Annotated in this window: 21 protein-coding genes; 20 read left to right on the top strand and 1 reads right to left on the bottom strand. The window is 40.4% G+C overall.

Annotation, left to right across the window (positions count from 1 at the left end; genetic code table 11):
• Positions 1 to 92 precede the first annotated feature (92 nt).
• A complete protein-coding gene (locus CZ382_RS07260) occupies positions 93 to 440 on the top strand; it encodes a DinB family protein (RefSeq protein WP_308777368.1) in 348 nt (115 codons plus the stop codon).
• 136 nt (positions 441 to 576) lie between these two features.
• Here the strand turns inward: CZ382_RS07260 and CZ382_RS07255 are convergent, their stop codons facing one another.
• Positions 577 to 1,497 carry an aldo/keto reductase gene (locus CZ382_RS07255; RefSeq protein WP_088050531.1) on the bottom strand — a complete coding sequence of 307 codons (921 nt, stop codon included), beginning with the start codon at positions 1,495 to 1,497 and terminating at the stop codon, positions 577 to 579.
• 111 nt (positions 1,498 to 1,608) lie between these two features.
• On the opposite strand from CZ382_RS07255, the gene CZ382_RS07250 reads away from it, so the two are divergent.
• The 19 genes from CZ382_RS07250 to lysA all read left to right on the top strand — a co-directional run bounded on the left by CZ382_RS07250 (position 1,609) and on the right by lysA (position 18,302).
• The gene (locus tag CZ382_RS07250) at positions 1,609 to 2,154 is read left to right on the top strand and encodes an NUDIX hydrolase (protein ID WP_088050530.1); all 546 of its coding nucleotides are present in this window, start codon (positions 1,609 to 1,611) and stop codon (positions 2,152 to 2,154) included.
• Between the two features lie 3 nt (positions 2,155 to 2,157).
• Complete coding sequence (locus tag CZ382_RS07245) at positions 2,158 to 3,330, top strand: endonuclease Q family protein (RefSeq protein WP_088050529.1); 1,173 nt, start codon at positions 2,158 to 2,160, stop codon at positions 3,328 to 3,330.
• A 172-nt stretch (positions 3,331 to 3,502) separates the two neighbouring features.
• On the top strand, positions 3,503 to 4,141 hold the full coding sequence (gene spoIIM / locus CZ382_RS07240; protein WP_088050528.1) for a stage II sporulation protein M: 639 nt from the start codon (positions 3,503 to 3,505) through the stop codon (positions 4,139 to 4,141).
• A 118-nt stretch (positions 4,142 to 4,259) separates the two neighbouring features.
• Positions 4,260 to 4,715: a ferric iron uptake transcriptional regulator gene (fur, locus tag CZ382_RS07235; protein ID WP_088050999.1), complete on the top strand. Its 456-nt coding sequence runs from the start codon at positions 4,260 to 4,262 to the stop codon at positions 4,713 to 4,715.
• A gap of 252 nt (positions 4,716 to 4,967) precedes the next feature.
• Entirely contained in the window at positions 4,968 to 5,648 is a 681-nt protein-coding gene (locus CZ382_RS07230) for a DUF421 domain-containing protein (RefSeq protein ID WP_088050527.1), read from the top strand.
• A gap of 366 nt (positions 5,649 to 6,014) precedes the next feature.
• Positions 6,015 to 6,212, top strand: coding sequence for a DUF4227 family protein (locus CZ382_RS07225; protein ID WP_088050998.1), 198 nt, complete (start codon positions 6,015 to 6,017; stop codon positions 6,210 to 6,212).
• Between the two features lie 5 nt (positions 6,213 to 6,217).
• Positions 6,218 to 7,108, top strand: a complete 891-nt coding sequence (xerD, locus tag CZ382_RS07220) for a site-specific tyrosine recombinase XerD (protein ID WP_088050526.1) — start codon at positions 6,218 to 6,220, stop codon at positions 7,106 to 7,108.
• 104 nt (positions 7,109 to 7,212) lie between these two features.
• The gene (locus tag CZ382_RS07215) at positions 7,213 to 7,407 is read left to right on the top strand and encodes a hypothetical protein (RefSeq protein WP_088050525.1); all 195 of its coding nucleotides are present in this window, start codon (positions 7,213 to 7,215) and stop codon (positions 7,405 to 7,407) included.
• Positions 7,408 to 7,519: 112 nt separating this feature from the next.
• Positions 7,520 to 8,695, top strand: coding sequence for a phosphopentomutase (deoB, locus tag CZ382_RS07210; RefSeq protein WP_088050524.1), 1,176 nt, complete (start codon positions 7,520 to 7,522; stop codon positions 8,693 to 8,695).
• An 85-nt stretch (positions 8,696 to 8,780) separates the two neighbouring features.
• Positions 8,781 to 9,620: a purine-nucleoside phosphorylase gene (locus tag CZ382_RS07205; protein WP_088050523.1), complete on the top strand. Its 840-nt coding sequence runs from the start codon at positions 8,781 to 8,783 to the stop codon at positions 9,618 to 9,620.
• Positions 9,617 to 10,927: a pyrimidine-nucleoside phosphorylase gene (locus CZ382_RS07200; RefSeq protein WP_088050522.1), complete on the top strand. Its 1,311-nt coding sequence runs from the start codon at positions 9,617 to 9,619 to the stop codon at positions 10,925 to 10,927. Before CZ382_RS07205 ends, CZ382_RS07200 begins: the two co-directional genes overlap by 4 nt.
• 190 nt (positions 10,928 to 11,117) lie before the next feature.
• On the top strand, positions 11,118 to 12,302 hold the full coding sequence (locus CZ382_RS07195; RefSeq protein WP_088050521.1) for a D-alanyl-D-alanine carboxypeptidase family protein: 1,185 nt from the start codon (positions 11,118 to 11,120) through the stop codon (positions 12,300 to 12,302).
• A 163-nt stretch (positions 12,303 to 12,465) separates the two neighbouring features.
• The gene (spoIIAA, locus tag CZ382_RS07190) at positions 12,466 to 12,819 is read left to right on the top strand and encodes an anti-sigma F factor antagonist (RefSeq protein WP_088050520.1); all 354 of its coding nucleotides are present in this window, start codon (positions 12,466 to 12,468) and stop codon (positions 12,817 to 12,819) included.
• The gene (gene spoIIAB / locus CZ382_RS07185) at positions 12,816 to 13,256 is read left to right on the top strand and encodes an anti-sigma F factor (RefSeq protein ID WP_088050519.1); all 441 of its coding nucleotides are present in this window, start codon (positions 12,816 to 12,818) and stop codon (positions 13,254 to 13,256) included. The genes spoIIAA and spoIIAB overlap by 4 nt, the downstream gene beginning before the upstream one ends.
• A gap of 12 nt (positions 13,257 to 13,268) precedes the next feature.
• Complete coding sequence (gene sigF / locus CZ382_RS07180; protein ID WP_088050518.1) at positions 13,269 to 14,021, top strand: RNA polymerase sporulation sigma factor SigF; 753 nt, start codon at positions 13,269 to 13,271, stop codon at positions 14,019 to 14,021.
• A gap of 89 nt (positions 14,022 to 14,110) precedes the next feature.
• Positions 14,111 to 14,719 carry a stage V sporulation protein AA gene (locus CZ382_RS07175; protein WP_088050517.1) on the top strand — a complete coding sequence of 203 codons (609 nt, stop codon included), beginning with the start codon at positions 14,111 to 14,113 and terminating at the stop codon, positions 14,717 to 14,719.
• Positions 14,706 to 15,134 carry a stage V sporulation protein AB gene (locus tag CZ382_RS07170; protein WP_088050516.1) on the top strand — a complete coding sequence of 143 codons (429 nt, stop codon included), beginning with the start codon at positions 14,706 to 14,708 and terminating at the stop codon, positions 15,132 to 15,134. The genes CZ382_RS07175 and CZ382_RS07170 overlap by 14 nt, the downstream gene beginning before the upstream one ends.
• A 29-nt stretch (positions 15,135 to 15,163) precedes the next feature.
• Positions 15,164 to 16,660: a spore germination protein gene (locus tag CZ382_RS07165; protein WP_088050515.1), complete on the top strand. Its 1,497-nt coding sequence runs from the start codon at positions 15,164 to 15,166 to the stop codon at positions 16,658 to 16,660.
• A 337-nt stretch (positions 16,661 to 16,997) separates the two neighbouring features.
• A complete protein-coding gene (gene lysA, locus CZ382_RS07160; protein WP_088050514.1) occupies positions 16,998 to 18,302 on the top strand; it encodes a diaminopimelate decarboxylase in 1,305 nt (434 codons plus the stop codon).
• Positions 18,303 to 18,509: the final 207 nt, after the last annotated feature.

The raw sequence follows: 18,509 nt of genomic DNA, 5'->3' as shown, positions 1-18,509 counted from the left end.
AGAGAACTTATTTCATTATTGTGAATCATTAGCAATAGAAGATTATATTTTCGAACTTGACAAATTTGGCTGGGGTTCCATCCGAAACCTTCATGTGCACGTGTGCCGAATGTTATCAGTCTTGGCTTGGGAATTTCGGACTTAAGAAAGGAATTTCTCTGGCAACTCCTGATCGAGTAAGTAACGTGCAGGAGATGCGCAAGGTTTTTAACGAGGTAGACAATCTTGTTGAAGAGTTTCTTAGGGAGTTTGAAGGCCGGTGGGAAATTGCGATTACTGGTCCTGTTCCGTGGCAAGAGGAAGCTGATGATTTAACACCTCTCTGGCTTTACACACACGTCATTACCCACGAGTTTCACCACAAAGGGCAAATTGTCTCCATGAGTCGGCAGTTAGGTTATACACCGGCCGATACGGATTTGATTGAGCCAGGAAAATAGTATAAAAGCTATTGATCCTTAAGTTGTCCAAAGCTTTATGATGAAAATGGACGACATTTTAAGAGTCGTACCATGGCACTTTGAAATCAAGACCGGTGAAATTCCAGGATCGCCATACCATGGCGATCCTGATTTATTACCGGTGATTCGTATACTGCATGGGTTTCGTAACTGCTTGTAATGCTTGATATTTTTCTTCTGGTAATGGAGCAGCCTGACTAATTGCGGTATTTTCACGAAGCTGTTCTACTGAGCTTGCCCCGAACACAGCACTGGCAACTGCTGGATGATGAAGCACGTATTGCAGTGCTGCAGTGTTGAAGGAGGCACTATCGCCGATCACATCTTTTATTTCATCATAAACTTTGACCAATTCCTCATACGTATAATCCAAATAGCCTTCGCGTGATTTCCGCTCGATTTGTTTTTCGCCATTGTCGCTTAGTATGCCTTTTGCCAAAGGCCCACGGGCAAGAACGCTGATAGTATTTTGCTGGAGCAGATCCAAAATTTCCTCTTCCGGTCGCCGATCGAGCATACTATATTGCATCATTACGGCATCAATGCTTGAACGTTTGACATATTCCCGAATTACATTAGGACGAATAGAAGAAATTCCGTACGCACGAATCAGCCCGTCTTTTTTCAACTCCTCAAAAGCCTCAATCGATTCATTAATCGGATCGTCAATGGTACCGCCGTGCAGCATGTAAAAATCAATATAATCTGTTTTTAACCGTTGTAAACTATCCTTCAAACCTTCTATAATATGTGCTTTGGACGGATCCCAGAACCAATCTTTTGCGTCACGATCAAAATGATTACCAACCTTCGACGTGATAATGACCTGCTCACGTTTATCTTTTATCGCCTGACCAACGATTTCCTCATTCAAGCCAAAATCATACAGATCAGCAGTATCCAGGTGGTTGATCCCAGCATCCAGTGCTTGATCAATAATCGTCTGCGCTTGTTTTTTATCCGTTCCCAGTGACATACATCCGAGTGTTAACTGTGAAATAAATAAATCCGATTTTCCAAGTTGATTTTTCTGCATTTCATTGCCTCCTGTTCAACACCTATATCTATTGTAAAAATAGCTCATAACAAACTCAAGCATTTCAATTGTGGTAAAATGGAATTTAGTATAAAAAATGAGGTTGATATGATGAATAAATTTGAAGAAAAAACAATTCGGACAGAGAAGATATACGATGGAAAAGTAGTCAAGCTGCAGGTAGATGACGTGACATTGCCAGACGGAAATACAGCGAAACGAGAATTGATTAAACACCCAGGTGCGGTAGCCATTATTCCGATTACAAAGGATAAGAAAATCATTTTTGTTGAACAATATCGGAAACCACTTGAGAAATCTCTCATTGAAATCCCTGCTGGTAAACTGGAACAAGGGGAAAAGCCGGAAGTTACTGCAGTACGGGAACTGGAAGAGGAAACAGGCTATACAACAAATCAGCTTAAGTTTGTTACATCCTTCTATACGTCACCGGGATTTGCCGATGAACTAATGCATATGTACTTAACCGATCAGCTGCAGCCCTTAACAAAAAAGGTGGCTGGTGATGAGGATGAATTTGTTGAATTAATAGAATTAACATTAGAAGAAGCAAAACAATATGTAAAAGAACAGCGGATTCACGATGCGAAAACAAATTATGCGATTCTTTACCTAGAAATGTTGGAGATGATGTAAACCATGTTACAATCCTATTTCGCTGATATGCACATACATATTGGCAGAGATATGTATGATAAGCCAGTAAAAATAACTGGCGCTAAAACATTAACATTAACGAATATCTTAAAAGAAGCGAGCAGAAATAAAGGAATTCAAATGGTTGGCGTCATTGATAGTCATGCCCCGGCTGTGCAGCAGGAAATCAAGCAGCTAATCGAAAATGGTGCTGCCTTTGAACTGGATAACGGAGGAGTACGGTTTGAAAAGGTGACATTGCTATTGGGATCGGAAATAGAGGTCTATGATGAGAATTGTAAAGGCCCGATTCACGTGCTCTGTTTTTTTCCGACGCTCCAGAAAATGGAATTGTTTTCCGAATGGCTGACTACGAAAATGAAAAATATTACATTGAGTTCCCAGCGCTACTATGGAACCGCCAAAGAGCTGCAATATAAAGTGAAAGAACTAGAAGGAATTTTTATCCCTGCTCATGTATTTACTCCGTTTAAAAGCATGTATGGGAAGGGTGTGCACAAATCACTAAAAGAAGTATTTGATCCAGACCTTATCGATGGAATCGAACTTGGTTTAAGCTCAGATACCGATATGGCCGATCAGATCAGTGAATTACATGATTATACGTTTGTTTCTAATTCGGATGCCCACTCGTTAGCAAAAATAGCGAGAGAGTATCAGGAAATTCAGATGGAAGAGCCTTCGTTTACAGAATTTTATTGGGCACTTCATGAAGTGAATGGACGTAAAATAACGAAAAATTTCGGGATGAATCCACAATTGGGTAAATACCATACAACGGTGTGCAGCAATTGTATGACAAAAGTACCGTATAAAACGGAGCAATGTCCAAGCTGTGGTTCGAAAAAAATTATCAATGGTGTTTTTGACCGTATACAGGAATTAACGGACGCAGATAATGTTACGAGGGAACGGCCGCTTTATTTGTATCAGGTTCCGTTAGAGTATTTGCCGAAACTCGGTCCAAAAACATTCCAAAAGCTGTTAGATCGATTTCAAACGGAAATGAATGTGATTCACCATGCCACACTAGAAGAGTTACGAGAGATAGTCCCGGATAAACTAGCAAATGCTATTATCGAAATGCGAGAAGGGAGGCAGATGATCAATGCTGGCGGTGGCGGAAGATATGGCAGTATCGCCCAATCGGAATAAACGTAACAAGTTGCCACAATAAAACTATAAAAAATACGTATGGAAAAAGTAAATTTGGTATTTTTAACAGGAATTCTTCATAGATTTTAACTATACACATAATCTTTTAAAAGCGATTTAGACGATCTGTGTCAAAATGTTATTTAGCTTTGAATTTGAATGGAGGATTCCGATGTACCAAAAGAGAACTCTGGCAGTAAATCACGTAAAGGAACATGCGGCAATATACCTGTTTATGATTATTTTGTTTTTAACCGGCGTTATTTTTGGTGCGATTATCGTGAACAGCATGCATTTTGTTCAGAAACAGGATTTGTTTTTTTATTTAGAACGTTTTTTTGGACAAATTACGGATAAGGAACAGATTGAAAATGTGGAAATTTTAAAAGAAAGCTTTTTTTACCATACGAAATATTTATTGCTTTTGTTTGTATTAGGTTTATCCGTTATCGGACTGCCAATTGTTTGGATTTTATTATTTTTAAAAGGATTAGTCGTTGGCTTTTCGGTAGGTTTTATTGTAAATCAGCTTGGGATAAAGGGATTGGCACTTGCATCACTCGCGATTGCTCCGCAAAACTTTCTCATTATCCCGATCTACATTGCAGCCGGAAGTTTGTCGATGATTTTTTCTTTAACCTTGTTAAACAAACTTTTTACCAATAAATTGTCCAGACCGATTTTGCAGCCGTTTGGCAAATATGTTACCATCTTTTCCCTTTTATTGGGTCTCTCCATTGTTGCAGCGGGTATGGAAGCCTTTGTTAGTAACGAAGCGATGGAAGCTCTAATCAAGTCACTTTATAAATAATAATTATTATTATATAATATTAATTGTTGGAAGTAATTTAAAATAATTATACTTTGACACTGGTTTCCACAATGCATATAATGAAGATGGGGATAAGAGGGAGGGGATCCGCATGGCCATGGAACACCGTATTGAACGGATTAAAAAGCAGCTCCATGCACAAAGCTATAAGCTGACTCCACAACGGGAAGCGACGGTTAGAGTATTATTGGAACGCGAGGAAGACCACCTTAGCGCCGAGGATATTTATTTACTTGTAAAAGAAAAAGCGCCGGAAATCGGACTAGCTACTGTTTACCGTACATTAGAATTGTTATCGGAATTGAAAATTGTTGATAAAATAAACTTCGGTGATGGGGTTTCCCGTTATGATCTGCGTAAAGAAGGAGCAGAGCATTTTCATCATCATCTTGTCTGTATCGAATGTGGATCGGTTGAAGAGATTGTCGATGATCTATTAGGAGACGTTGAGAAAATTGTTGAGAACGATTGGGGATTTCAAGTAAAAGACCACCGCCTGACATTTCATGGTATTTGCAAGCAATGTCAGAAAGTTGCGGTTAAAACGACATGATTTGATACCCTGAAGGTTTTTTCCTGTAGGTAAAAATGACTACAGGAAATTCGCTACATACATATAAAAGATGTATGTGGAGATGTTAAAGGGAATGAAAGGAAAACTGTCCATAATTGGGCGGTTTTTTGTGTTTACAGGGGCAAAAAGACCTCATATTATTAGGAAATAAATGGATTTTTCTGTAACAATATTTCTGCAAAATTAACACATACTAATTTTGGAGACTGTTTTGAAGGCAGGGGTTAGTTTGTGTTTTTATTTATCGGAAAGGCGATTATTTTATACATCATAGCTATTGGTGTTATCCGGCTAATGGGAAAATCTGCTTTCGCCCAATTAACTGCTCACGATTTGACAGGTATTTTCTTTGTCATTACGCTGGCAATGGGACCATTAGTTACCGAAAAATTCAGCTATGCAATTGTCGGGGTAATGGTTATCGGTGTCCTGCATATTGTTTTATCGAAACTTACGCTTATCAATGCACTGAATAAGATTTTCATCGGTCAGCCTACTTTGATAATTAAACATGGAAAATTGATAAAGGAAAATTTAAAACGGACCCATTTTACATTGGCTGGAGTGTTGTCAAGTCTCCGGGAAAAAGGTTATCCAGACTTAACGCTTGTTGAGTTTGCCATTATTGAAACGAGTGGGGAGATTAGTATTATCCCAAAACGGGAGACTGCGCCGGTAACACCAGGCCAGTTAGGGATGAAAACCGACTATCAAGGCATTCCGATAGCTGTAATCGTCGAAGGAAAGATTCAGTATCGAAATTTAAAATATCTTAATAAAGACGAACAATGGCTGAAAAAAGAATTACAATTAGCCGGTTATCCAGATCAGGAAACTATTTTCTATGCAGCCGTACGTGACAAAGACCACCATTTGGTGACGATCGATTTGGGAATGGGAAGCTCTTACTAATTTTGCTTTATCTATTTCGTTAGGTAAACTAGCTCGTTATATACAATTCTCTGTCGTCGCCAGGTTTTTCTAATGAAATGCTTAATAGTGTTTCATTATTCTGGAGAGTATTCCGCTGACTCTGAAGTGCAGAACTGCAGTCAGTCTTCCTGATTTACAAACCGAAGAAAATAGGGTATTTTGAAAGTAGGTAATGTTGTAATTGAAATCGATTACGTACTGTTTTCTGCGAATCCGGTTTCTGACCCATTAAATAATGAGGCAGATGTACGTTTTTCTTAGGCTTGTATGTATATTGTTCCTCTTTTTTGGCATATCTTTTAAATAAAGCAGCTATTTTAAAAGGGGATATGCCACGTGAAGCAGATGATATGGGATACAATAAAAATTTTTGTTATTTTCATTGCCTGTACGTTTTTGTTCTATTTCGGTTTGCGGATTATGAACACCGAATATGAACAAATGCATCGTTACGATTCGCCTGAAGGTCCATCCGTGAAAGTCTTTAAGGCAGATCAAAGTTTCGTTGATCGTTTGAACTTATTTTTCCGATTAGGAGAGTAATAGCTATGCTGGTGTCTCAATTAGAAGATTTTTTTCATTATCTGCAAATTGAACGCGGGTTATCTGACAATACATTAAAATCATATCGACGGGACTTGAAACATTATCTTCACTACGTTGAAAAAGTCGCACAAAGGTCAAAGTGGGAAATGGTTCAAAGAAGCGATATTACAGGATTTTTGTATATGTTAAAAGATAACGGAAAATCCGCTGCGACAATCGCCAGAACCCTGTCATCGATTCGATTATTGCATCGCTTTTTAATTGGTGAACAGCTAGTTTCTCATGATGCCAGTTTACATATTGAAACACCGAAGCTGGAAAGAAAACTTCCGGATATCCTTTCTCCAAAGGATGTAGAAGCTTTGCTTTCCGTCAGCGGGAATTCACCATTGAAAATACGGAATAAGGCAATGCTGGAATTATTGTATGCAACAGGACTGAGGGTAACGGAATTAGTTTCGCTTAAAGTTACTGATCTTCATTTGACAATGGGCTTTCTTAGATGCCTTGGTAAAGGATCGAAGGAAAGAATTGTACCGCTTGGCAATATTGCGAAAGAAGCTGTGGATGATTATTTACAGCGCGCACGCAGCAGGTTGGTAAAACGGAATGGGACGGATGCGTTGTTCGTCAATCAGCATGGCAGACCACTGACACGGCAGGGGTTTTGGAAAATCCTTAAGGCCGAAGCAAGGGATGCGGGTATCACGAAAACAATAACTCCCCATACATTACGGCATTCATTCGCCACACATTTATTGGAAAATGGGGCTGATTTACGTTCAGTACAGGAAATGCTTGGGCACGCGGACATTTCCACGACACAAATCTATACACATGTAACAAAAGCTAGATTGAAAGATGTGTACAAAACCTATCATCCACGGGCATAAATTTTTACGAGCAGTTGTCTGACATCCTACAACATAAACGCAAAAGCGGAAGCGCCCGGTTAGCGGCGTATGGACTGCGCCCTGCCATGCAGGGTGGTTCGGTGTTGCCGCGCAAAGCGGCGATTTTAACCGAACATTCCTACGCAGGAGATAAAGGAAACACGGTGAGCTGGGGGCTGCAGGATGCAGGTCAGTTCGGTGTTGCAACAGGACGTTGCGATTTTAACCGAACTTCCTCTTTCACCGATGTTGACTTATCGTACGGAGGTGAAGGAAGTCCACTAGCCGCTGGGCGCTAGAGCTGGACGTGGCTATTTCGGAATTTAATTTAACTCGTATAGGACAGTTAAATGGTACTCTAAAGTAGTAGAATAGACATAAATAGGAAAGATAACTATGGGAGGTTTTATAATGGATAAATTTAAACGCGTATTTTTGATTGTAATGGACTCAGTTGGAATCGGAGAAGCACCAGACGCAGAAAAATTTGGTGATGCAGGTGCCGACACATTAGGTCATATTGCTGAGAAAATGAATGGGCTGGATATGCCGAATATGGGCAAATTAGGACTTAGCAATATCAGACAGATTGACGGGATAGAAAAAGCTGCATCGCCAATGGCCTCATACACCAAAATGCAGGAAGCATCGAATGGTAAAGACACGATGACCGGTCACTGGGAAATCATGGGGTTAAACATTCAGCAGCCTTTTCGAACTTTTCCCGACGGATTTCCGCCTGAATTAATCAACGAATTGGAAACGAAAACAGGACGAAAAATTATTGGAAATAAACCTGCATCAGGAACCGCGATCCTTGATGAGCTTGGTGAGGAGCATATGAAAACCGGTGCATTAATCGTCTATACGTCAGCTGATTCCGTATTACAAATTGCCGCCCATGAAGAAGTAGTTCCACTTGATGAACTGTATCAAATCTGTGAAATCGCCCGCGAATTAACCCTTGATGAACGGTACATGGTAGGGCGGGTCATTGCCCGGCCATTTGTTGGCAAACCAGGTGCATTTGAACGGACCTCCAATCGGCATGATTACGCATTGAAACCATTTGGCCGTACCGTGATGAACGAATTAAAGGATAGCGGCTATGACGTGATTGCGCTTGGGAAAATTTCTGATATTTATGATGGTGAAGGGGTTACCGAGAAAATTCGGACAAGAGACAACGAGGATGGGATGACAAAACTGGTTGAATCGATGAAAAAAGATTTTAACGGTATCAGCTTTTTAAACTTGGTGGACTTTGATGCAAAATATGGTCACAGGCGTGATCCAATCGGGTATGGAAAAGCATTGGAAGCATACGATGCAAGACTTCCGGAAGTATTGGAAAAACTTACTGATAACGATTTGCTGATTATTACTGCTGATCACGGAAATGACCCAATCCACCACGGAACAGACCATACACGCGAATATGTCCCATTACTTGTTTATCATCCAAATAGTAGCGAGGGAAAACAATTGCCATTACGGGAAACCTTCGCCGACATTGGGGCAACTATTGCCGATAACTTTGATGTGAAAATGCCTGCGTACGGCAAAAGTTTTTTAACGGAGATTTAAAGCAGGTACACCTCGGAAACCAGTGTATGAAATGGCGGTTTCCGAACCATACATAACGACAATTTTTAGGAGAGGAAGTATCTACATGAATCAGGTAGAAATCAACGAAGCAAGCACGTTTATCCTGGAAAAATTAACAGCTGAACCATCGATCGGTTTGATTTTAGGCTCTGGTTTAGGCGTACTAGCAGATAAAATAGAAAATCAGGTTGTTATTCCGTATAGCGAAATCCCGCATTTTCCTGTATCAACGGTTTCAGGCCATAAAGGACAGCTTGTGGCGGGAGTTTTGGAAGGTAAACAAGTTATTGCCATGCAAGGACGGTTTCATTTTTATGAAGGTTATTCCATGAAACAGGTAACGTTTCCAGTACGGGTTATGAAAGAAATCGGTATTACCTCACTTGTGGTGACAAACGCGGCTGGAGGGATAAATGAAAGCTTTGCTCCTGGCGATCTGATGTTAATAACCGATCATATCAATAATATGGGGACAAATCCGCTCATCGGTCCAAACGATGAGGCTATTGGAGCACGGTTCCCCGATATGTCGCAAGTGTATGATAAGGCATACATCAAGCACGCGGAAGCTTGTGCGAAAAAATTAGCTGTCGGTATTCAAAAAGGGGTATACGTTGGTAATACCGGTCCTGCGTATGAAACACCGGCAGAAATTAAGATGCTACGGAGATGGGGTGGTGACGCTGTCGGTATGTCAACCGTTCCAGAGGTAATTGTTGCCGGTCATGCAGATTTACGTGTGTTGGGAATTTCTTGTATTTCCAACATGGCAGCAGGGATCTTGGATCAGCCATTAACCCATCAAGAAGTAATCGAAACAACGGAAAAGGTTCGGGAAAACTTTTTACAATTTGTACAGGAAATTGTCCGTACATTACCAACAGAAAAAGGTGATATGAAATGAGAATGTTTGACATTATAGAGAAAAAACGGGATGGAGGAGAACTGACCGAACAGGAAATACATTTTTTCGTTAATGGATATACGAATGGGGAAATCCCTGATTATCAAGTTAGTGCATTATTGATGGCCATTTATTTTCAGGATATGACGAAAGCAGAACGGGCTATTTTAACCTCAGCAATGGTCGATTCCGGTGACAAAATAGATCTGTCAGCCATTTCCGGTATAAAGGTTGATAAACATTCGACAGGTGGTGTTGGGGATACGACAACATTAATTTTGGCACCTCTTGTAGCGTCACTAGGCGTGCCTGTCGCAAAAATGAGTGGCAGAGGTTTAGGCCACACCGGGGGCACAATTGATAAATTGGAAGCTGTTCCCGGATTTCACGTTGAAATAACGGGCGATGAATTTATTAATTTGGTAAATAAAAATAAAGTTGCGGTTATTGGTCAGACAGGCAATTTAACACCTGCTGATAAAAAACTTTATAGTCTGCGGGACGTTACAGCTACCGTAAATTCAATTCCACTAATCGCAAGTTCGATTATGAGTAAAAAGATTGCCTCCGGAGCTGATGCGATTGTGCTTGATGTCAAGACTGGAGCAGGTGCATTCATGAAAAATCTCGATGATGCTCGGGAGCTGGCACATGCAATGGTTTCCATCGGTAATCACGTCGGCAGAAAAACAATGGCGGTGATTTCGGATATGAGCCAGCCGCTTGGTAAGGCAATTGGCAATGCACTTGAGGTAAAAGAAGCAATCGATACATTAAAAGGGAACGGGCCGGAGGACTTAACCGAGCTGTGCTTAACCTTAGGCAGCCAGATGGTTGTTTTAGCTAACAAAGCAGGCAGTCTGGACGAGGCAAAAGCAAAATTGAAAGCAAATATCGAAAACGGCAAAGCATTGGAGCAATTTAAAATTTTTCTAGCGTCACAGGGTGGTGATGCATCGGTTGCCGATAATCCAGATTTGCTTCCGCAAGCCACCAACAAAATCGAATTGTCGGCCAAAAAATCCGGAACCATTCAACACATTGTCGCCGATGATGTCGGTACGGCTGCCATGATGCTTGGGGCTGGCCGTGCGACAAAAGAATCAGTTATTGATTTAGCTGTCGGAATTGTTTTAAATAAAAAGGTTGGTGATCCTGTCAAAGAAGGGGAATCGCTGTTAACCATCCATACGAATCAGGATTCAATTGAGGATGTTAAAGAAAAATTATATGCTAGTATCGCTATTTCCGATGAGCATGTTTCTGCACCATCTTTAATTCATGATGTTGTTACAAAACAACGATAAACACAGGCGGAAGCACACCTGCGGTTGAACCAGATTTGGACATAGCCAATTAGCACTGTTATTCGCAATTCATTAAAAATTGAATTTCCTAGCAGATAAAAGCACACATTAATTATGTGTGCTTTTTTAAGTTATAAAAAATTATATTCATGGCAATCCTAGAGTTATATTGACTCTTGGAGGTAAGGTTATGAAAAAATATGTTTTACTAGTTAGTATGGTTCTTTCATTACTATGCGCCACGACGGTACCTGTATTTGCCGAGGAGAAGGATGCTGCTGAAGCGGATCAAACTCCAAACCTTGCACCTGATGCAAAGTCAGCAATACTAATGGAACGTGACACGGGAAAAATGCTATTCGATAAAAATGCAAACGAAAAGCTTCCGCCTGCAAGTATGACAAAAATTATGACCCTATTATTAATTATGGAGGAGCTGGACAAAGGAAACGTAAAGCTCGATGAAAAAATTCAAATAAGTGAACGAGCAGCATCCATGGGAGGATCTCAATTATTCTTGGAAGCTGGTGAGGAAATGACCGTCAATGATCTATTAAAGGGTATTTCCATTGCGTCGGGAAACGATGCGAGTGTGGCAATGGCTGAGCGATTAGCCGGCAGTGAAGAAGCATTTGTCAAAAAGATGAATAAAAAAGTAAAAGAATTAGGTTTAAAAAATACACATTTTCAAAATTGCACCGGACTTCCGGCAGAGGATCATTACAGTACTGCCTATGATATGGCGGTAATGGCAAAAGAACTATTAAAATACGAAAAGATCACGGATTACACATCAATCTATGAGGATTATTTACGAAAAGGAACAGAGGATGAGTTCTGGTTAGTCAATACCAATAAACTGGTGAAGTTTTACCCTGGTGTTGATGGACTCAAAACTGGTTATACAAATGAGGCGAAATATTGCTTGACAGCGACTGCCGAGAAAGAAAATATGCGCGTCATTGCTATCGTTATGGGGGCAAAAACAACAAAAGAACGTAATGCAACCGTTACCCAGATGCTAGATTATGCCTTTAATCAGTTTGGAACAAAGAAATTATTTGAAAAAGGGCAGCCAATTACAACATTAAATTTATTAAAAGCTGAGGATGAGAAGATAGACGTTGTTGCGTCGGAATCAATTAGTACCCTTCACAAAAAAGGCCAAGAACCAAAAGATATTAAAACTGTTGTTAAACTGAAAAGTAATTTTACTTTGCCATTGAAAAAAGGGGATCATGTGGGGACATTAGTTGTCAAAAACGGGAATAAAGTGTTGTCCGAAACGCCATTAACGATTGGAAAAGATGTGGAGCCTGCATCGTTTTTAACGTTATTTAAACGTTCCATTGGTGAAATGGCAAAAAGCCGTTAACGTTCGGGGAGAAATGAGGGCAAAAACTGAAGATCAAGGGAAAGACTCCTTACGCTTTTGCACTATTTTGGTCGAATTTCTTCTTCTTTTGTCAACGTGCAGGAATTGACCCGCTTTATATGGAAATGAAAAGGTACAACGTATTGTGAGGAGGAGACATAAAATGGGGCTTGAGACAATGTTTGATGTGAAAGAAGATGTTTTAATTGTTCGTTTGTCCGGTGAACTCGATCACCACGAAACGGAGAACCTGCGTAACGAATGGAAGGACATGATGTATAAAAACGCTGTAAAGCATGTTGTTCTTAATTTGGAATCTGTTTCATTTATGGATAGCTCGGGACTTGGGGTGATATTAGGACGATATAAAGAAGTGCTGCAGCTAGGTGGAGAAATGGTCATATGTTCCGTTTCGCCAGCAGTTAATCGTTTATTTGAAATGTCCGGCATTTTCAAAATTGTCCGGCTGGAGGAGAACGAACAATATGCGTTAGTTACGTTAGGGGTGGCTTCATGAATAATGAAATGGTTGTAGAATTTTCCAGTGTCAGTGAAAATGAGTCGTTTGCCCGTGTCACCGTGGCAGCATTTGTCACGCAAATGGATCCGACGATGGATGAATTGACGGAAATTAAAACAGTTGTATCGGAAGCGGTAACGAACGCCATCATTCATGGGTACAACAATGAACCGGATCATAAAGTTTCTATTACATGTGCATTAAGGGATGATGAGCTTGAACTAACCATTAAAGATGATGGTATCGGAATCGGCGATGTCGAAGAGGCAAGACAGCCATTGTTTACATCAAAACCGGAATTGGAACGATCTGGAATGGGTTTTACGATTATTGAGAATTTTATGGATTCGGTTAAAGTTATCTCGGAACCAGGTGCAGGAACAACCGTACAGATGACAAAACAGTTAACGAAAAACAGAACGGTAAGCAAGTAGGGAGACTTGCCCATGGATGTAAATGTAAAGCATTTAAATCGTAAAGATCCTTTAACCGATGAACAAGTAAAAGAGTATATTTATAAAAGTCAGCAAGGCGATAAAGATGCTAGAGATTTACTCGTTGAGAAAAATATACGACTTGTCTGGTCCGTAGTTCAGCGCTTTATCAACCGTGGCTATGATCCAGATGATTTATTTCAAATTGGCTGTATCGGCTTGATTAAGTCAATCGACAAGTTTGATCTGGCCTACGATGTCCGGTTTTCCACTTATGCAGTTCCCATGATTATTGGGGAAATACAACGGTTTATCAGGGATGATGGAAGTATTAAGGTAAGCCGTTCATTAAAGGAAATAGGAAATAAAATTCGCCGGAAAAAAGATGAATTAACGAAAAGGCTGGGAAGGTCGCCAACGATTCACGAAATAGCGGATGAACTAAACATTTCACCTGAGGATGTGGTACATGCCGAAGAAGCTGCGAAATCACCGCATTCCATTCATGAAACGGTGTTTGAAAATGATGGGGATCCCATCACCTTATTGGACCAGATTGCTGATCCGGATACAAGATGGTTTGATAAAATTTCATTGCAGGAAGCCATTAGGGGGTTAAATGAACGGGAGCGGCTAATTGTTTATTTGCGGTATTATAAGGACAAAACCCAGTCCGAGGTCGCAGAAAGATTAGGAATCTCACAAGTCCAGGTATCGCGGTTAGAGAAAAAAATATTACATGACATGAAAGATATAATGGGATAGCCAAAAGCAAAACACCAGCATGAGGTGTTTTGCTTTTTTGCTTATAAAATAACATTTTTAACGAATACTACATGCATGGGGTGATATGTATGACTGACATCGTTTATATCCGAATGAAGAAAAGTATTGAGATAACCGAACTCCAAACAATTCATCTGCAAGATATTGCCTATTTATCAACATCTTCAGAACATAAACAGGAAATGGAAGAGACTGTCCTGTACCGCATTACTAAAAAAGACCGGAATATCGTTATTATTGATAGCTTTATTATCATTGATCACTTACGAAAATTATTTCCGGGGTTAGAATTTCAGCTTGTTGGTCCGGCCCAGACGATTATCCGGATTGTGGAAAGAAAAAAATCACCATCGATTTTGCTTGCAGCATTTGTGTGGGTGTTATTATTCATTGGAGCAGCGATGACCATCATGAACTTTCATTATGATGTGAGTATGCAGGAGGTACAGCAAAAATTGCATTATATCTTAACTGGTGAGCATAATAAGTACCCGCTATGGATTCAAATACCATATTCATTTGGTTTGGGAATCGGCATGCTGCTGTTTTTCAATCATTGGTTTAAAAAACGGTTTAACGAAGAGCCAAGTCCACTTGAAATTGAAATTTTTAATTATCAGCAGGATCTTAACCAATATGTCATTCATTATGAAAATGAATTAAATGATAAATCATAGTTTCCATATTATCGTCGAAATAATTATTGGATTTGCGGGTGGTCTTGCTGTTGGAGGTGGATTTGTTGCGTTTTTAACTGTTTTGGGTATTATTCCCAGGCTGATTCAGTTGAGTAAAACAGATGGCCTGACTCGGGTTTATGGTGTATGTGTGATAGCAGGACTTTTATTTGGAACGTATATTTCTTTTACAAATGTAACATGGAATCAACCCCATGTTTTGTTCATTATCTGGGGCGGATTCCATGGTATTTTCAATGGTATGTTAGCAGCAGCCTTAACGGAAGTACTGAATGTTTTTCCAATTATCTCCAAGCGGATAGGGATGGAACGATACTTATTTGGATTGCTTATGGCTATCGTGTTCGGGAAAATTGCCGGTTCCCTGTTTCAATGGCTGATTTTTGTCAAGTAAGGAACAATCGAATGGAGTGTTAATAGACAATGGCGGAAACGAAAGAAAACAAAAGTCCGATTTCACCTGACATCAAGGATACAGAAGCTTACATGAAGAAACACATTGGAATTGGTGTCTCGTTTGATGCTGGGTTTCGGGAAATAACAGTATTGAAAACCAAAATCCAGCTTTATTATGTGAACGGTTTGGTTGATTCCTCCAACGTCATTCAAATTATGAAAGTCCTGGTTCAAATTAATGATAATGAGGGAAATCGCAAAAAGGTTCGGGAAATTGTTGAAAACAGATTGGTACATCAGCAGGTTGCACACACAAAATCAATGGATGAAGTAGTCGATCAAATGCTTTCCGGTTTAATTGTCATTTTTGTTGATGGTGAAAAAGAGGCTTTTATCATCGATGTACGCCATTACCCCGGACGAACTCCGGAAGAACCGGATACAGAGCATGTTGTGCGGGGTTCCAGGGATGGCTATACAGAGAATGTTATCGAAAATACCTCCCTTACGAGGCGAAGAATTCGTGATGAACGGTTGCGCAATGAAATGCTGAAGGTCGGCGAGCGTTCAAAAATGGATATTTGTATCAGTTATTTACAGGATGTCGTCGATGATGGATTAGTAAAGTTAATCAAGGAAAAAATTAGGGAAGTAGAAATTGACGGCATGTCCATGGCTGATAAAACACTGGAAGAATTTATCATTAAAAGCAAATGGAATCCATATCCAATGGTTCGCTATACGGAACGGCCAGATGTTGCTGCCCATCATATACTGGAAGGTCATGTAATAATTATTGTCGATACGTCACCAAGTGTGATTATCTTGCCGACGACTGTTTTTCACCATCTTCAACATGCAGAAGAATATCGCCAAAGACCTGCCGTCGGTACCTTTATCCGACTGATACGCTTTCTTGCCGTATTGTTGTCCATTTTTCTCTTGCCGTTATGGCTGTTATTTGCCATGGAACCAACTTTACTGCCAGATCCATTGTCGTACATTGGGCCAAATGAAAAGGGGAATATTCCTATTTACGTGCAAATCATTCTCGGTATTGTTGGTGTTGAATTTTTACGAATGGCTGCGATCCATACACCGACGCCCTTATCGACAGCAATGGGTTTAATTGCTGCGGTACTGATTGGGCAAATTGCAATTGACGTAGGAATGCTCAGCCCGGAAGTAATATTGTACGTTTCCGTCAGTGCAATTGGTGCTTATGTCACACCTAGTTATGAGCTTAGTGTTGCAAATAAAATGGTTAGTTTGTTTTTAGTATTGCTTACGGCGATTTTCGGATTAATTGGTTTGGCGATAGGGGTTACCGTATTTATTCTCTTTATCGTCAATTTAAAATCACTGCGGACACCTTACTTTTGGCCATTTATCCCATTTAACGCAAAAGCATTAAAGAATCTAATGATCCGTGTTCCAGTACCATACGATAACAGCCGTCCAAGTATTGTCCATCCAAGAAATACTTACCGGCAGCCCCTGTATCCTGTAAAAAAAGGGGAATAAACATCTCCCCCTTTTCATTTTTGCTTTATTGTGATAAAGTTTTTTAAGAACAAAAGCGGAAGCGCCCGGTTAGCGGCGTATGGAGTGCGCCCTGCCAAGCAGGGTGGTTCGGTGTTGCTGCGCAAAGCAGCGGTCTTAACCGAACATTCCTACCGAAGGAGATAAAGGAAACACGGTGAGCTGGAAGCGAACCGATGTTGACTTATCGTACGGAGGTGAAGGAAGTCCACTAGCCGCTGGGCGCTGGAGCTGGACGTGGCTCACCTTGCCACGAACAATATCGGACCTAAATTTTTATACTTTTTAATAATATATAGCAGTAGGGCAGGGGAAGTACATGATAATCGATAACCATCCATTTTCAGTCGATCAGGGACATTTAATGATCGGCGGATTAAATACAATAGATTTAGCAAAAAAATATGGTACACCTTTATATGTTTATGATGTTTCATTGATTCGAAAAAATTGCCGGGCATTCGTTAATACATTTGAACGGCTGGATATAAAAGCACAGGTTGCTTATGCTAGCAAAGCCTTTTCATCGATTGCGATGCTTCAGGTAGTGAAGCAGGAAAATTTAAGCCTGGATGTTGTTTCTGAAGGGGAATTATATACAGCATTACAGGCCGATTTTCCGGTAGAACGCATTCACTTGCATGGAAATAATAAAAGTATGAATGAAGTCAACATGGCTATTGAACATGACATTGGCTGTATTGTAATTGACAATTTTCATGATATAGCGCTTGTGGATACGTTGTTGAAAAAGCATGACAAACAAATGGACGTTTTAATGCGGGTTACGCCCGGTATTGAATCGAAAACACATCAGTACATTATGACGGGAAATGAGGATTCCAAATTTGGTTTTAATTTACGGAACGGACAAGCTGATAAGGCGTTTCAACTGCTGCATAATCATCCATTTATCCGGTTGAAGGGGCTGCATTGCCATATTGGGTCACAAATATTTGAGACGGATCGTTTTTTGATGGCAGCAGATCATCTTTTTGCCGAAATTGCAAAATGGCACGAACTGTATGGCTATATACCGGAAGTGTTAAACCTTGGCGGCGGTTTTGGGATTCGTTATACAGAGGAAGATAATCCAATCCAATTAAGCAGATATGTTGAGGCACTTGCGGAAGCTGTCAAGCAGCACGCTGCGAAGTTATCCATTCCTTTACCGGAGATCTGGATTGAACCAGGCCGTTCCATCGCCGGGAACGCGGGAATAACATTATATACGGTTGGAGCCATGAAACAAATTCCGGGAGTCCGGCAGTATCTATCGGTTGATGGCGGTTTGACTGATAATTTGCGTCCTGCGTTATACCAAGCAAAATATGATGGTGTCATTGCAAATAAAGCAGATTTTCCGCCTACACAGACAGTGTCGATTGCCGGGAAATGCTGTGAATCCGGTGATATGTTAATTTGGGATTTACCGGTACCAGATGTTGATGATGGTGATATTCTTGCTGTCTTTTCAACCGGTGCCTATGGATATTCAATGGCCAATCATTACAACCGGTTTCCCAACCCGGCTGTTATCTTTGCAGAAGACGGCATAGACAAGCTTGTTGTTGCCAGAGAAACGTATCAGGATGTGGTAAAGCACGACCTGTCCTATGAATAAATTCGCTAGTAACGCGCCCAGTAACTAGGTCTATTAGTGGGGCGCGTTTAATTATTCTTTTAAAATATCCAAATTAATGATAAGATGAACATTGATTTACATTACATAAAAACATGAACACACAGAACAAAGGCGGAAGCGCCTGATTAGCGGCGTATATGCTGCGCCCGCGCAACGCAGGTGGTTCGGTGTTGCTGCCGGGAGCAG

Origin of the sequence: Virgibacillus dakarensis (assembly GCF_900155625.1) — a bacterium.
Taxonomy (GTDB): domain Bacteria; phylum Bacillota; class Bacilli; order Bacillales; family Amphibacillaceae; genus Lentibacillus_C; species Lentibacillus_C populi.
The sequence above is the reverse complement of the archived record's forward strand: the minus strand, read 5'-3'. Positions and strand labels throughout refer to the sequence as shown.

Excerpts from the sequence above, each read along its gene's own strand:
- deoB (WP_088050524.1), top strand. The coding sequence starts at position 7,520 with ATGGATAAATTTAAACGCGTATTTTTGATTGTAATGGACTCAGTTGGA.
- CZ382_RS07170 (WP_088050516.1), top strand. The coding sequence starts at position 14,706 with ATGATAAATCATAGTTTCCATATTATCGTCGAAATAATTATTGGATTT.
- fur (WP_088050999.1), top strand. The coding sequence starts at position 4,260 with ATGGAACACCGTATTGAACGGATTAAAAAGCAGCTCCATGCACAAAGC.
- sigF (WP_088050518.1), top strand. The coding sequence starts at position 13,269 with ATGGATGTAAATGTAAAGCATTTAAATCGTAAAGATCCTTTAACCGAT.
- CZ382_RS07205 (WP_088050523.1), top strand. The coding sequence starts at position 8,781 with ATGAATCAGGTAGAAATCAACGAAGCAAGCACGTTTATCCTGGAAAAA.
- CZ382_RS07255 (WP_088050531.1), bottom strand. The coding sequence starts at position 1,497 with ATGCAGAAAAATCAACTTGGAAAATCGGATTTATTTATTTCACAGTTA.
- CZ382_RS07195 (WP_088050521.1), top strand. The coding sequence starts at position 11,118 with ATGAAAAAATATGTTTTACTAGTTAGTATGGTTCTTTCATTACTATGC.
- xerD (WP_088050526.1), top strand. The coding sequence starts at position 6,218 with ATGCTGGTGTCTCAATTAGAAGATTTTTTTCATTATCTGCAAATTGAA.
- CZ382_RS07200 (WP_088050522.1), top strand. The coding sequence starts at position 9,617 with ATGAGAATGTTTGACATTATAGAGAAAAAACGGGATGGAGGAGAACTG.
- lysA (WP_088050514.1), top strand. The coding sequence starts at position 16,998 with ATGATAATCGATAACCATCCATTTTCAGTCGATCAGGGACATTTAATG.
- CZ382_RS07245 (WP_088050529.1), top strand. The coding sequence starts at position 2,158 with ATGTTACAATCCTATTTCGCTGATATGCACATACATATTGGCAGAGAT.
- CZ382_RS07225 (WP_088050998.1), top strand. The coding sequence starts at position 6,015 with ATGATATGGGATACAATAAAAATTTTTGTTATTTTCATTGCCTGTACG.
- CZ382_RS07260 (WP_308777368.1), top strand. The coding sequence starts at position 93 with ATGTGCACGTGTGCCGAATGTTATCAGTCTTGGCTTGGGAATTTCGGA.
- spoIIAB (WP_088050519.1), top strand. The coding sequence starts at position 12,816 with ATGAATAATGAAATGGTTGTAGAATTTTCCAGTGTCAGTGAAAATGAG.
- CZ382_RS07250 (WP_088050530.1), top strand. The coding sequence starts at position 1,609 with ATGAATAAATTTGAAGAAAAAACAATTCGGACAGAGAAGATATACGAT.
- CZ382_RS07165 (WP_088050515.1), top strand. The coding sequence starts at position 15,164 with ATGGCGGAAACGAAAGAAAACAAAAGTCCGATTTCACCTGACATCAAG.
- spoIIAA (WP_088050520.1), top strand. The coding sequence starts at position 12,466 with ATGGGGCTTGAGACAATGTTTGATGTGAAAGAAGATGTTTTAATTGTT.
- spoIIM (WP_088050528.1), top strand. The coding sequence starts at position 3,503 with ATGTACCAAAAGAGAACTCTGGCAGTAAATCACGTAAAGGAACATGCG.
- CZ382_RS07175 (WP_088050517.1), top strand. The coding sequence starts at position 14,111 with ATGACTGACATCGTTTATATCCGAATGAAGAAAAGTATTGAGATAACC.